This window comes from Saccharothrix carnea (assembly GCF_003014735.1).
GTDB lineage: Bacteria > Actinomycetota > Actinomycetes > Mycobacteriales > Pseudonocardiaceae > Actinosynnema > Actinosynnema carneum.
Map to the genome: position 1 here is coordinate 541,148 of NZ_PYAX01000006.1, position 13,213 is coordinate 554,360.

Genomic DNA, 13,213 nt, shown 5'->3' on the forward strand with positions numbered 1-13,213 from the left:
GCGATGTCCACTGCCCTGCACGCCACCAAGCCCTTGAAGATCGGCCGGTACCTGGTCGATCCCGCCGTCGTGCTCGCGCCCATGGCGGGCATCACCAACGTGGCCTTCCGGCAGCTCTGCCGCGAGTTCGGCAGCCCCACGTCGCTCTACGTCTGCGAGATGATCACCGCCCGGGCGATCGTCGAACGCGACGCCAAGACGATGCAGATGATCACCTTCGGCGCGGACGAGAGCCCGCGCTCGATGCAGCTCTACGGCGTCGACCCGAAGTCGATGTCCGAAGCCACGAAGATCATCGTCGGGGAGGACCGGGCCGACCACGTCGACATGAACTTCGGCTGCCCGGTGCCCAAGGTGACGCGCAAGGGCGGCGGCGCGGCGCTGCCGTACAAGCGGCAGCTGTTCCGGCAGATCGTGCGTGCCGCGGTGCGTGCCGCGGAACCCGCCGGGGTGCCGGTGACGGTCAAGTTCCGCATCGGCATCGACGACGACCACCTCACCTACCTCGACGCGGGCCGCATCGCCGAGGACGAGGGCGCGCAGGCGGTCGCCCTGCACGCGCGCACCGCGGCCCAGCGCTACTCCGGCCGGGCCGACTGGTCCGCCATCGCCCGGCTGAAGGAGGCCGTCACCGGCATCCCCGTGCTCGGCAACGGTGACATCTTCAGCGCCCGCGACGCCCTCGACATGGTCGCCCGGACCGGCTGCGACGGCGTGGTCGTCGGACGCGGCTGCCTCGGCAGGCCGTGGCTGTTCGGCGAGCTCCAGGCGGCGTTCCGGGGCGAGCCGATCCCACCGGGTCCCCGGCTGGGCGAGGTCGCGGACATCCTGCGGCGCCACGGCGTGCTACTCGCGGAGTTCCTGGGCGAGGACAAGGGCCTGCGCGACCTGCGCAAGCACATGGCCTGGTACCTGAAGGGCTTCCCGGTCGGCGCCGAGCTGCGGCGCGCCCTCGCCATGGTCTCCACCCTCGCCGAGCTGGACGACCTGGTCGGCAGGCTCGACCCCGCGCTGGAGTTCCCGGACAACGCCGACGAGCCGCGCGGCAGGCAGGGCTCGCCCGGCAAGGTCGTGCTGCCCGAGGGCTGGCTGGACGACCCGGAGGACGCCACCGTGCCCGAGGGCGCCGACGAGCTGCACTCGGGTGGCTGACGTGGTGCGCGCCGTGATGGCGCTGACGTGCGCCCTCGGTGCGCTGCTGCTGGCCGGCTGCGGCGCGGCGACGACCGGGACCGCCCGTCCCCTCCAGGTCACCGACGTGGAGCGGGAACTGGTGTCGGGCTACTTCGCCGACCTCAACGAGGCGGGCGGGCAGGGCACGACCGAGCAGCGCGACCTGCTCAAGGACACCCAGCACCCGGATTTCCGCGACGAGGACTGCGAACTGCCCGCGGGCACGATCAAGGTGCAGCCGACCATGTCGACGCTGCGCCTGGACCCGGCGTGGACGCCGCCCGGCGCGGACGAGCACCCGCGCGGCGTGGTGCTCGTCGTCGCGGTCACGCTGACCGTCGTGCAGGAGGGCTCCGAGATCGGCAGCCAGATCGGCTCGCAGCACGTCGTGCTGCTCAACGGCAAGGCCTACGGCTTCGCACCGTGCGTCAATTGAGGTGACGCCGAGCCGGTTGACCACGCTCGGCTAACTTCCAGGCGATCTGATCACCGATTGTCACCAGTTCGGAGCAGTGCAGGGTCAACCAGTCGAGGGAAATCCTTCAGTGACGCGTCCTGCCGGCTCAAGCGTCGCCTCGTATCAGACGACACCTTGGCAAGTAGGGAGGTGAGCGCGATGACCGCACTGCGGCCCGAAGTCGCCGAATCCGGCAGCGACGGCCAGCCCGGAACAGTCCTGCCCGCGGCCGACAGCGAGGGCACCGGCCTGGTGCAGCTGCACGAGTCGATCGCCGCGCTGCTCGCCTCCCGTGGCCAGTGGCGGCAGGCCTACCAGCACCTGCGGTCCGCGTTCGACCTGGTCTACGCCGATCAGGACGACCCGCCGCGGGTGCCCGAGCAGCTGCGCCGCGAGGTCGACCGGCTGCGCCGCGAGCACGCCGAGGCACGTGAGCAGAGCCTGCGCGACAGCCTCACCGACAGCTACAACCGCCGGTACCTGGACGAGCGACTGCTCGACATGGTCGCCGAGCGCGGTTCGACCGCGGCGGGCCTCGCGATCGCGTTGATCGACCTGGACTGGTTCAAGCAGGTGAATGACACGTTCGGGCACCTGTTGGGTGACCGGGTGTTGCAGCGCGTGGTCGAGCTGTTGCAGGAGGAGTTGCCGGAGGGCGGTTTCTGCGCCCGTTACGGCGGCGAGGAGTTCGTGCTCGTGCTGCCCGGCGTGGAACCCGCGCCGGCGGTGGAGATCGCCGAGGCGGCCCGGTTGCGTGTCGAGCGTCACGCCTGGGCTTCCCTCGCGCCCGGATTGCGAGTGACCGTCAGCATCGGGTTGGCCTATGAGCCGCCCGCGCCGGGGTCGCCGACACGTCCGCCGGTCGCGCCGGAGCAACAGCTGCTGCACGCGGACAGCCTGCTCTACACCGCCAAGCAGTCAGGACGGAACGCCGTCGCCTACCGCGAGAACGGACGGGTGCTCCTCGCGGGTGCCGCTTCCGGGCGACGCGGTATAGCTGAATCGAGGGTCGTCGGTTACTGACACCGAACGGCAACTCACCCTTTCGGACGTAGTCTGCTGCGCGCAACCGAGTACTGCCGACCCCTGTATCACCGGGAGTGGTCGTCAGGACTGGCGGTCATCCGTAGTATCGCCAAGGCAAGTGACACGCCGTTGGTGCAACCAATGTGTCCTTGCCGTCGTCAACTCGTGATGACGAGCGACTAGTGACCGAAGCTGAAGGGAGACCGGGTGCCCGACGAGCCCCGCCGTGGCGGCCCCGGACCCGGAGGTGACCAGGCACCGCAGGAAGACCAGCCGACCGGTCGTCGCCGCAGGTCGCTGGACGGTGGCGGGCTGAGCGTGTCCGACCTGCTGGAGCAGCACAGCCGCACGAACATCCCACGCCCGGTCCCGCCCGGTCAGTCGGACACCGGCAGGCGCGCCGCGCCCGAGCCGGAGCCGCCCCGCAGACCCGCCCCGCCCCAGAACGGCAGGCACGCCCCCGAGGGCACCGGTCGCCGCGCCGCGCCGGAACCGCCGCGCAGGCAGGCACCTCCGGCGCCGGAGGACACCGGCACCCGCCCGAGGCCGCCCGCGAACGGCGCACCGCCCACCGCGGGCCGACGCCCGACCGCACCCCCGGCACCGCCCGCCAACGACTTCTTCGCCGCCGCGGGCGAGGGCACCGGCACCCGGACGCCGCGCCCCGTGCCGGAGGACACCGGCACCCGCCGCCGTCCCGAGGAGCCGCCCGCACGCCCCCGGCCCACGCCCCCGCCGCCGAACGGCACCGCGAACGGTTACGCCGGCCGACCGGACGACCTCGACCCGAGGCGTCCCGCGCCACCGCGCCCCGCGGCTCCCGGCGAGGTACCCGGCGAGCCGAGCAGGCGCTTCCCCGCCAACGGCAGGCCCCGTCCCGAAGACGGCCCACGCGTCCCCTCGGACCCCGCCGCGGCACGACGCCCCGCCGAAGGCACCGGCCAGCGCCCGCGCCCGGACGTACCCGGCACCCCGCCGGGTCGACGGCTCCCGGACGGCAGCGGACCTCGTCCGCGGCCCGAAGGCCTCGCACCGGACACGCCTCGCCGATCGGCAGACGGCAGCGGACCCCGTCCGCGCCCCGAAGACCTGGCTCCCGACGCACCGCGCCGCCTCGCCGAGGGCAGTGGGCCGCGCCCACGCCCCGAGGACGCGCCCCGGCGCCTGCCGGACAGCAGCGGACCCCGGCAACGACCGGAAGACCCGGTCGACGGCCACCGCCGGAGGCCGGACGAGGTCGGACCGCCCGGACGCCGCGCCGCCGCCGAGGGCGCGGCGGCCGAGGGCATCGGCAGGCGGCTCGCGGACGGGCCCCGTCCCGGCGAGCACACCGGCCAACGGCCCCGCCCCGGCATCCCGGCCGATGGCTCCCGCCGCCTGCCTGACGGCAGCGGACCGCGCCCACGCCCCGACGCCCCGGTCGGCGACGCGCCCCGCCGCCTCGCGGACGGCAGCGGCCCGCACGACGTGACCGGCGGGCCCCGGCCCGGCCGGCGCCCCCGTCCCGCTCCCGACGACCTCGCCGTCGACCCCCGCCGTCCCGCGGAGGGCCCGCGCCGCCTCGCCGATGGCCCACCCGTCCCACCGGTCGACGGCCCGCGCCGTCTCGCGGACGGCCCTCCGGTGCCCGTCGACGGTGCGGGCCCCCGTCGCCTGGCGGACGGCCCTGTGGACGGTCCGCGGCCCGGTGACGCGCCCGGCCGCAGGTTCGCCGACGACGGCGCCCCCGCGCCCGACCAGGCACCACCCGTCATCGCCGACCGCCTCAACGGTGGCCTCAACGGCAGCGGCCCGGAGCCGCGCGAGGCCATCGACCCGGCGAGCCTCACCACGGAGATGGAGGCCATCAGCGACGACGTCAAGAAACGTCGCGAGGTCGACCACACCCTGGCCCGCTTCTCCGCCGTCCACGACGAGCTGGCCGAGCAGGAACGCCTGCGCAAGGAACGCCGCCAGAAGCTCATGCCGTGGAAGGCCGACCACGACGAGGACGCCACCGAGTACGCCTCGCCGGTAGAGAGCCCCGACGACGACGGCCCCCGGCGCCGCGGTCGCACGGCCAAGCACAGCAAGATCGTGCGCACGATCAAGGTCGTCGCGCTGGCCGCCGCCGTGCTGGTGTTCGTGTCCACCGGTCTCGGCTGGGGCGCGATGTTCTACATCGACAGCAAGATCCCCGAGATCGACGCGCTGAACCAGAACTCCGCCGCGGTGCACGAGGCGGAGAAGCAGCTCGGCGACGAGAACTTCCTCATCGTCGGCTCCGACACCCGGGCTGGCGCGAGGCCGGAGGACGGCGTCGGCGACGCGAACTTCGAGCCGGGCGCGCGCTCGGACGTGCTGATGCTCGCGCACATCCCGGCCGACCGTAAGCGCATGGTCGTCGTCTCCGTGCCGCGTGACCTGCTGATCAAGCGGCCCCAGTGCGAGAAGTGGGACCCGGGCACCGGCGAGTACACCGGCGAGCAGCTGGACGCCGAGGAGGACGTGAAGGCCAACGAGCCGTACGCGGTCGGCGGCCCGAAGTGCGTCAGCAAGTTCATGACCGAGCTGACCGGGTTGGAGATCAACCACTTCATCAGCGTCGACTTCAACGGTTTCAAGGGCATGGTCGACGCCATCGGCACCGTCCCGGTGTGCGTGCCGAAGCCGATGAAGGACGACGAGCTCGGCGTGATCTTCGACCAGGCGGGCCGGTTCGAGATCGACGGCACCAAGGCCCTGGACTACGTGCGGGCACGCAAGGTCTCCGGCGAGAACAAGACGGACTTCGACCGCGTCAACCGGCAGCAGCAGTTCCTGTCCTCCTTGCTGCGCAAGGCTTTGTCGTCGGAGATCCTGCTGAACCCGGGCAAGCTCAACGCGTTCCTCAACGCGTTCGCCGCGGCCGCTGTCGGCCAGAACATCGGCGTGAACGACATGCTGACGCTGGCGCAGTCGTTGCAGAGCCTGGAAGCGGGCCGGGTCACCTTCGTGACCATCCCGCACGAGACGTCCGAGGGCCCGACGAAGTCCAACGACGACAACCAGGAGCTGTTGAAGGAAGCCGACACCAAGGCGTTGTTCCAGGCGATCATCGACGGCACGCCGCTGCCGGAGGAGACCCCGGACAACGCGCCGGCGGACCAGAACCAGGCCGCCGGCCAGACGCAGGCCGCCTCGCCGCCGCCCGGCCCGAAGCAGGGCAAGGTCATCGACCACAAGGGCATCAAGATCCAGGTGCGCAACGGCGACCCGGACAACGCGGGCGCCGCCCGCCGGACCACCGACGCGTTGCGGCAACTCGGCTACGACGTCGTCCTCCCGGGTGACGCGCCGGCCGCCGAGAAGACCGTGATCCTGTACGGCGTCGGCGGGGAGGACGCGGCGACGACGCTGGCGTCCTCGGTGCCCGGTGCGACGCTGCAGTTCCAGCAGAACATGGGTGGCGCGGTGCAGCTGCTGATCGGGCCAGGCTGGGACGAGGAGATCCTCGCGCCGCAAGCACCCGGCAGCGACCCGGGCAAGGCCGCACCGCCGGAGAAGCTGGAAGTGGTCAACGCCGCCAAGGACCCGTGTGCGTGAGTCGACTGGACGTCTTGGGTTCACGCCCGGTTCACCGGGGCGGGTCGCTACCGCGATGACCTCACCGTAGGCTGACGCCCATGCGTGAGGCCTACCACGACCAGCTCGGACAACTCGCCGACCAGCTCGCCGACATGTGCGGCATGGCCGGTGACGCGATGGAGCGGGCGACCGCTTCCCTGCTCGGGGCGGACCTCGCCCTGGCCGAGCAGGTGATCGGCGACGACGCCAAGATCGACGACGTGCGCGCCGGCATCGAGGAGCAGGCGTACGCGCTGCTGGCGTTGCAGGCACCGGTCGCGACCGACCTGCGCATCGTGCTCGCGGTCATCCACGCGGCCGAGAGCGTCGAGCGGATGGGCGACCTGGCGCTGCACGTGGCCAAGGCCGCGCGCCGCAGGCACCCGAACCCCGTGCTGCCCGACACGGTGCGGCCGTACTTCGCCGAGATGGGCCGCATCGCGGTCGAGCTGGCGCGTGAGGCGACCGACATCATCCGCACGCAGGACGTGCAGCGGGCGCGGTCGCTCGAGGACGCCGACGACGCGATGGACGACCTGCACCGGCACCTGTTCACGGTGATCATGGACAAGGACTGGCAGCACGGCGTGCCGTCCGCGGTGGACACCACGCTGCTGGGCCGGTTCTACGAGCGGTTCGCCGACCACGCAGTGTCGGTGGCCAAGCGCACCGTCTTCGTGGTCACCGGGCGGATGCCCGGCTACCACGGCGACCCGGGCGCCTGACCGTCAGTTGAGCAGGCCGTTCAGCTCCTGCGCGAGCTGGGCGGCGATGCGCGCGTTGTCGGCGGGGGCGTGGGTGAGCCACTTCCGGCCGTCCTGCCCCTCCCGCGTCTGCGACATGTAGCGGCCCTGGTCGTTGTCGAACCACGCGACCTGCGGCGCGCGCTGCTCCCGGCCGTGCCTGCCGCGCACCGTGACGCCGAACTGGCCGGCCCGCAGCCGGGGGCGTTCGAACACGGCTTCCAGCGCGCGGACCTGCGTGGACGCGGAAGAGCGCGGCGCCATGGCCTGGGTGAACGTGGCGCTGCCGAAGTCGTCGTCCCGGCGCGGGGGCGGCGGTGGTGCGGATGTCGGCATCGGCACGGTGATCGACTGGCCAGGACCCGGCCGTGACGGCGGGACGAGGTCCACGACGGTGCGCAGCAACGCGGGCGCCCGCATCAGGTCGACCTTGATCTGCCGGTCGTCCATCACGGCGAGCGCCGCCGTCTCGCCCGACGCGCCGCCGCGCGCCAGCAGTTGGCGCTCGACGTTGCGCGCGTCGAGCGAGGCGACCGCGTTGAGGCTGTAGTCGAAGCGGATCAGCAGGGTGAGCGCTTCCTCGACCTCGGGCGCGACCCGGCCGCGGTTGGCCAGGCCGCGCGACTCGAGGTCGCGGTACACGGCGTTGCGGATGCCGCGCCGCTCGTCGACCGTCTGCCCGAGGTAGGGGAATTCGAACGGGTAGGGGCGGCTGCCGAGCTTCAGGTCTTCCCAGAGCATGTCGGCCGCCGCGAAGGACAGGGCGAACGAGAACACGCTCACCCGCCGATGACCGGCGGAGCGACCATGGTGCCGTCACCGAACACGTCTTCGGTCTCCACCAGGTAGGACGCGGCCTTGTGCTCCTTGTCCTCGTCACCGCCGCCGCGCGCGCCACCGGCACCAGCACCCATGCCCGCGCCCATGCCACCGGGACCACCGCGGCCCGCCGCGCCGGCGCCGGCCAGGCCACCGCTGCCGCCGGGGCCGAAGCCACCGGAGCCGGACCGGCCGGTCTCGCCGAGAGTGCCCGCCATGCCGCCGGGGCCGAAGCCGCCCATGCCACCGCGACCGGCCGCCGCCATGCCGCCGGGACCGCCCATGCCGCGGCCACCGCCACCACCGCCGCCGCCTCCACCACCGCCTCCGCCGCCGGGGAGGCGACCGGGACCGTTGGGCGGGCCCGGAGGACGTCCACCGGGCGGCATCGTCGGCCGGTTGTTGGGGCCGGTGCCGGGCGGGTAGATGCCGGGCGGGTACGGGCCGGGGCCGGGGATGTTGGTGTTGCCGCCACCACCGCCGCCACCGCCGCCGCCGGGGAGGTTCGTGTTGCCACCGCCGCCGGGACCGTTCCAGCCGGACTGGTTGGTGTTGCCGCCGCCGGTGCCACCGCCGGGCACGCCGAGGTCACCCATCCCGGTACCGGTGCCCGTGCCCGTCCCGGTGCCGGTGGGCACGGTCGGCCTGCTGCCGATCTGGCCGTTGCCGTTCTGCCCGGGGTCACCGCTGCCGCCGGAGCCCTCCATGGGCGGCGGAGGGGAGAAGGCGGGCATGGTGGAGCCCGACTCCTGGAAGCTCGTGGACATGGTCGTCATGACCTCGGCCGCACGCTCGTGGGCCTGCTGCTTCTCCTCGAACTTCTGCTCGATCTGGTCGATCGTCTCGGCCCACTTGAACGGGTTGGGCTCGGAGAAGAACATCTTGTAGGCGTCGGCGGTGCTGAACTCGACCGGCTCGGGCATCGCGTTCTTCGCCGTCTCGGCCGCCTGGCTCTGCGCGTACAGCTTGTTGCCGGTGAGCTGCGCACCCTGGGCGGCGTTGCCGGACCAGGTGGCGACGTTGGTGAAGTACCCCTGCGCCGCCTCCGCCGCCGCGCCCTGCCAGGCACCCTTGCTGGCGGTCGTGGCGCTGGTCAGGTTGGACTGCAGCTCGGCCAGCGTGTTGCCGAGCTTCGTCCAGGCCTCACCCTGCTCGTTGGCCGTGCCGGGGGACATGTTCGTCGTGACCATGTCCTTGAGGGCCTTGTGCTCGTGCCCCATGTAGAACGCGCCGGGCGGGCTCAGCGGCGGCCGGTAGTTCTCCACCACCTGCTCGAGCTGCTGCTCCTGCGAGGACTGGTACTGCGCCGACTGCTGCTTGTAGCGCAGGTAGTCGTCGAGCGTCGTGATGGCGCCGAAGATCCCCGGGTTGGCGGCTCGTTCGCGCTCGTACTCGGCGCGCAGTTCGGCTTCGGTCTGCCCGGCGTAGGTGACCTGGGTAGCCTGGCTGCCGCTCTGCGGCGGCTGCGTGTTCGGCGGCGTCACGACGTTCTCCCCCCTCGGGTTACTTCGGCAGCTTCGGTTCGATGGCGGTGGCGACCCGGGTGGCCAGCTCGCACGCCTCGGCACCTGAGGCATTGGCTACGGCGATGATGTCGACCCTGGACGTCGGCGCCACTTCGATGGTCAACAAACAGGAGTTCTTGCCCGCGGGTGCCTCGACGAGCTTGGCCTTGTGCGAGCCGATGGGGACGTCTGTCTTCTTGCCGTCGCCAACCGCGTCCGCGATTGCGAGTTCGGGCTGCTTCGTCAGGCCGAAGTAAGCGGTGGTCGAAACTTCGGCACCGCACTCCTTCTCGTCCACCTTCTCGATGTTCGAGAGGTCTAGCTGGGACTTCACCGACTCGAGAACCGCGCACGGATCGAGATCGGCCAGCGACTCACCACCGTCAGACGGCTTGCTGCTGCTGGTGGTGGACTTCGACGTCTGCTCAGTCGAAGTCGTCCCTGTGGTGGGTCCAGGCGTCGCCGTTCCCCCGGTCGTGCAGCCCGCGGCCACCGCGCCGAGAACTGCCAACGACAGTGCGATGCGAGCCGACAATCCTTTGATCAACTGACTCCACCCTCAGTAGCGCTGGTAGGTGCTGGCGTTCGAGCTGTCGACCTCACGATAGTTCTCGATCGCCTTCTGCAACGCCTCACGTGCCTCGTCCAACGCGGAGCGCAACTGCTCGACCGCCGGGATGATGCCGGTCGTACCGGCCCCTCCTTCGACGCTCTCCCTGTTGTAGCTCGCCATGGCTACGCCGTCAGGGCTCGTGCCCAACTTGGTCTCCTGGCGAAGACGACCCAGTTGGGACTGCATCTTGTTGAGGTCCATCAGGGCGTTGTCGATGGCCTTCAGGTAAGCCTGGGCGCCGTCCTGGCTGATGGCGAACGAGCCCGACTCGGCGGCCTGCTTCAAGCCCACCATGCCGGCCGTCATAGCTTGCATGGACTGTGCGCTCCACGCACCTTCCGCCGCCACGGTTACCCCCTGCGAGTCTGCCGATCCCAACCGTCACGGTACCTCCGAACGGAGGACCATGTCTCGATTTTGACGGCAGGGGCGAGCCCGTGGTTCCCCTGTCACCCGAACGCGCGGAAGCCCTCCCACTGCTGGTGGGAGGGCTTCCGGGAGTGGGCCGGATCAGCCGAAACGGCCGGAGATGTAGTCCTCGGTCGCCTTCTGGCTCGGGTTGGAGAAGATCTTCTCCGTGTCGTCCACCTCGATCAGCCGGCCCGGCTGACCGACACCCAGCAGGTTGAAGAACGCGGTCTGGTCGCTGACCCGCGCCGCCTGCTGCATGTTGTGGGTCACGATGACGATCGTGTACTCCTTCTTCAACTCCGTGATCAGGTCCTCGATCGCGAGGGTCGAGATGGGGTCCAGCGCCGAGCACGGCTCGTCCATCAGCAGCACGTCCGGCTGCACGGCGATCGCCCGCGCGATGCACAACCGCTGCTGCTGACCACCGGACAGGCCACCGCCCGGCCGGTCGAGGCGGTCCTTGACCTCGTTCCACAGGTTCGCGCCGCGCAACGAGCGCTCGGCCACCTCGTCGAGCTTCTTCTTGTTCCGCTCACCCGCGAGCTTCAGGCCCGCCACCACGTTGTCCCGGATGGACATCGTCGGGAACGGGTTGGGTCGCTGGAACACCATGCCGATGGTCCGGCGCACCTGCACCGGGTCGACGGGGGACGCGTAGATGTCCTCGCCGTCCAGCAGCACGGTGCCTTCCACCCGGGCACCCGGCGCCACCTCGTGCATGCGGTTCAACGACCGCAGCACGGTGGACTTCCCGCAACCGGACGGGCCGATGAACGCCGTCACGTTCTTCGGCGGCACGGCGAGCGAGACCTCCTGCACGGCGTGGAACTTGCCGTAGTAGAGGTTCAGGTCTTTCACGTCGATGCGCTTGGCCATGACCGCCCGCTCACTTCGTCTTCGGAGCCAGCCACCGCGAGATCACGGTAGCCAGCAGGTTGAACAGCGTGATGATGATGACCAGGGTGATCGCCGCACCCCAGATCCGCTCGAAACCGGCCTGCGTCGGGTTGTTCCGCTCCGACGTCATGAGCAGCGGCAGCGACGCCATCGGCCCTTCGAACAGGTTGTAGTTGATGTACGGCGCGTACGCGGCCAGCACGAGCACCGGCGCGGTCTCGCCCATGACGCGGGCCAGGGCCAGCATGATGCCGGTGATGATGCCGGACAGCGCAGTCGGGATGACGACCTTGACGATCGTCTTCCACTTGGGGATGCCGAGCGCGTAGGACGCCTCGCGCAGCTCGTCCGGCACGATCTTGAGCATCTCCTCGGTGGTCCGCACGATCACCGGCACCATGAGCAGCACCAGCGCCAGCGACACCGCGAAACCGCTGCGGCCGAAGCCGAAGTACGTGATCCACAGCGTGTAGATGAACAGCGCGGCCACGATGGACGGCACACCGGTCAGGATGTCGACCATGAACGTGGTGGCGCGCGACAACTTCGACCGGCCGCCGTACTCCACCAGGTAGATGCCGACGAACAGGCCGATCGGCACGGACAGCACACCGCAGACCAGGCCTTGCACGAGCGTGCCGTAGATGGCGTGGTAGACGCCGCCACCCTGCTGGCGGGACAGCAGCCCGGACAGGGACTTCTGCCACCAGTCGCCGTTGAGGACGACCGGGAAGCCGCGTTCGATCACCACGAACAGCACCCAGATCAGCGGCACGATCGCGATCAGGAACGCCCCGTACACCGCAGCGGTGGCGACGCCGTTCTTGAACTTGCGCGCCCCGCTGACGCTCTGGAACGTCGGCGGGGTGGCGAGGCGGTTCAGGTCCGCCGTGTCGGTCGTCATTCGTACTCCTTGTGACCGGCGACGATCGCCCGGGCGATGGCGTTGACGCCGAAGGTCAGCACGAACAGCACCAGGCCGGCGGCGATGTAGGCACCCGCCGTGCGCGGGTCGTTGAACTCGGGCGCGGCCAGCGCGATCTTGGACGCGAAGGTCGCGCCGCCGTCGAACAGGCTCCACGCGAACGCGGCGCCGGTGCCGCTGAGGATGATCGTCAACGCGATCGTCTCACCGAGGGCGCGGCCGAGGCCGAGCATCGAGGCGCTGACGTAGCCCGCCTTGCCGAACGGCAGCACGGTGGTGCGCACGACCTCCCACTTGGTGGCGCCGAGCGCGATGGCGCCCTCCACGTGGGTGACCGGCGTGCGGTCGAACACCTCGCGGCTGACCGCGGTGATGATCGGCAGGATCATCACGGCCAGCACGATGCCCGCCGTGAAGATCGTGCCGCCCAGCTCGATGCTCACGTTGCCCTTGGAGAACAGCGGGATCCAGCCGAGGGTGGAGGTGAGCCACTCGCCGATCGGGGTGAGCACGGGACCGAGCACGAGCAGGCCCCACAGGCCGAAGATGATCGACGGCACGGCGGCCAGCAGGTCGATGACGTAGGCGAACGGCCGGGCGAGCCGGCGCGGCGCGTACTGGGTGAGGAACAGCGCGATGCCCAGCGCGATGGGCATGGCGATGATCAGGGAGAACGCCGACGACACCACGGTGACCAGGAGCAGGTCCAGGATGCCGTAGCGCATGTCGTTGACGTCGCCGGTCGACCACTCGCGGCTGGTCAGGAAGTTGACCTTGTCCAGCGCGAGCGAGGGGATGGCCTGGAGCAGCAGGAAGATGCCGATCGCCGCGATCAGGACCACGATGAAGATGCCCGACCCGGTGGCCAGGCCGGCGAAGATCCGGTCTCCCGGTCGGACGACAGTCTTCCGATCGGCTTCCGTGGTCGGGGGAATCGGAGCCTCCGAGTCGGGTCGAGCGGCGGGAACGCCCGCGCGGGCACCGGTCGAGCCGGTGCCCGCGGGGCGTTGTGCCACGGTGCGGTCGTTCATCGCGATGGCGTTCCCGGGAAGTGTGCCG

The 13,213-nt window shown here is 70.9% G+C and carries 12 protein-coding genes; 5 read left to right on the forward strand and 7 right to left on the reverse strand.

Translation table 11 applies throughout. From position 1 onward, the window contains the following. Positions 1-3: 3 nt before the first annotated feature. The 5 genes from dusB (at position 4) to phoU (ending at position 6,966) form a co-directional block, all read left to right on the forward strand. A complete protein-coding gene (gene dusB, locus B0I31_RS20795) occupies positions 4-1,152 on the forward strand; it encodes a tRNA dihydrouridine synthase DusB (protein WP_106616992.1) in 1,149 nt (382 codons plus the stop codon). Further along, positions 1,145-1,609 carry a hypothetical protein gene (locus B0I31_RS20800; RefSeq protein WP_245950127.1) on the forward strand — a complete coding sequence of 155 codons (465 nt, stop codon included), beginning with the start codon at positions 1,145-1,147 and terminating at the stop codon, positions 1,607-1,609. The genes dusB and B0I31_RS20800 overlap by 8 nt, the downstream gene beginning before the upstream one ends. Before the next feature lie 180 nt (positions 1,610-1,789). Further along, entirely contained in the window at positions 1,790-2,653 is an 864-nt protein-coding gene (locus tag B0I31_RS20805) for a GGDEF domain-containing protein (RefSeq protein ID WP_106616993.1), read from the forward strand. A 210-nt stretch (positions 2,654-2,863) separates the two neighbouring features. Next, on the forward strand, positions 2,864-6,220 hold the full coding sequence (locus B0I31_RS40050) for an LCP family protein (RefSeq protein ID WP_146173901.1): 3,357 nt from the start codon (positions 2,864-2,866) through the stop codon (positions 6,218-6,220). Positions 6,221-6,300: 80 nt separating this feature from the next. Further along, positions 6,301-6,966 carry a phosphate signaling complex protein PhoU gene (phoU, locus tag B0I31_RS20820; protein ID WP_106616996.1) on the forward strand — a complete coding sequence of 222 codons (666 nt, stop codon included), beginning with the start codon at positions 6,301-6,303 and terminating at the stop codon, positions 6,964-6,966. Between the two features lie 3 nt (positions 6,967-6,969). Here the strand turns inward: phoU and B0I31_RS20825 are convergent, their stop codons facing one another. The 7 genes from B0I31_RS20825 to pstC all read right to left on the reverse strand — a co-directional run bounded on the left by B0I31_RS20825 (position 6,970) and on the right by pstC (position 13,185). Continuing rightward, complete coding sequence (locus B0I31_RS20825) at positions 6,970-7,767, reverse strand: ESX secretion-associated protein EspG (protein ID WP_106616997.1); 798 nt, start codon at positions 7,765-7,767, stop codon at positions 6,970-6,972. Then, complete coding sequence (locus B0I31_RS40715) at positions 7,764-9,287, reverse strand: PPE domain-containing protein (protein ID WP_181320258.1); 1,524 nt, start codon at positions 9,285-9,287, stop codon at positions 7,764-7,766. The genes B0I31_RS20825 and B0I31_RS40715 overlap by 4 nt, the downstream gene beginning before the upstream one ends. A 19-nt stretch (positions 9,288-9,306) precedes the next feature. Beyond that, entirely contained in the window at positions 9,307-9,855 is a 549-nt protein-coding gene (locus tag B0I31_RS20845) for a DUF3558 family protein (RefSeq protein WP_106616998.1), read from the reverse strand. A gap of 12 nt (positions 9,856-9,867) precedes the next feature. Next, positions 9,868-10,215 carry a hypothetical protein gene (locus B0I31_RS20850; protein WP_245950129.1) on the reverse strand — a complete coding sequence of 116 codons (348 nt, stop codon included), beginning with the start codon at positions 10,213-10,215 and terminating at the stop codon, positions 9,868-9,870. 216 nt (positions 10,216-10,431) lie between these two features. After that, positions 10,432-11,208: a phosphate ABC transporter ATP-binding protein PstB gene (gene pstB / locus B0I31_RS20855; RefSeq protein ID WP_106617000.1), complete on the reverse strand. Its 777-nt coding sequence runs from the start codon at positions 11,206-11,208 to the stop codon at positions 10,432-10,434. 10 nt (positions 11,209-11,218) lie between these two features. Next, complete coding sequence (pstA, locus tag B0I31_RS20860) at positions 11,219-12,133, reverse strand: phosphate ABC transporter permease PstA (RefSeq protein WP_106617001.1); 915 nt, start codon at positions 12,131-12,133, stop codon at positions 11,219-11,221. Beyond that, positions 12,130-13,185 (reverse strand): phosphate ABC transporter permease subunit PstC, encoded by a 1,056-nt coding sequence (pstC, locus tag B0I31_RS20865; RefSeq protein WP_106617002.1) that lies wholly within the window; start codon positions 13,183-13,185, stop codon positions 12,130-12,132. The genes pstA and pstC overlap by 4 nt, the downstream gene beginning before the upstream one ends. Between the last annotated feature and the right edge of the window lie 28 nt (positions 13,186-13,213).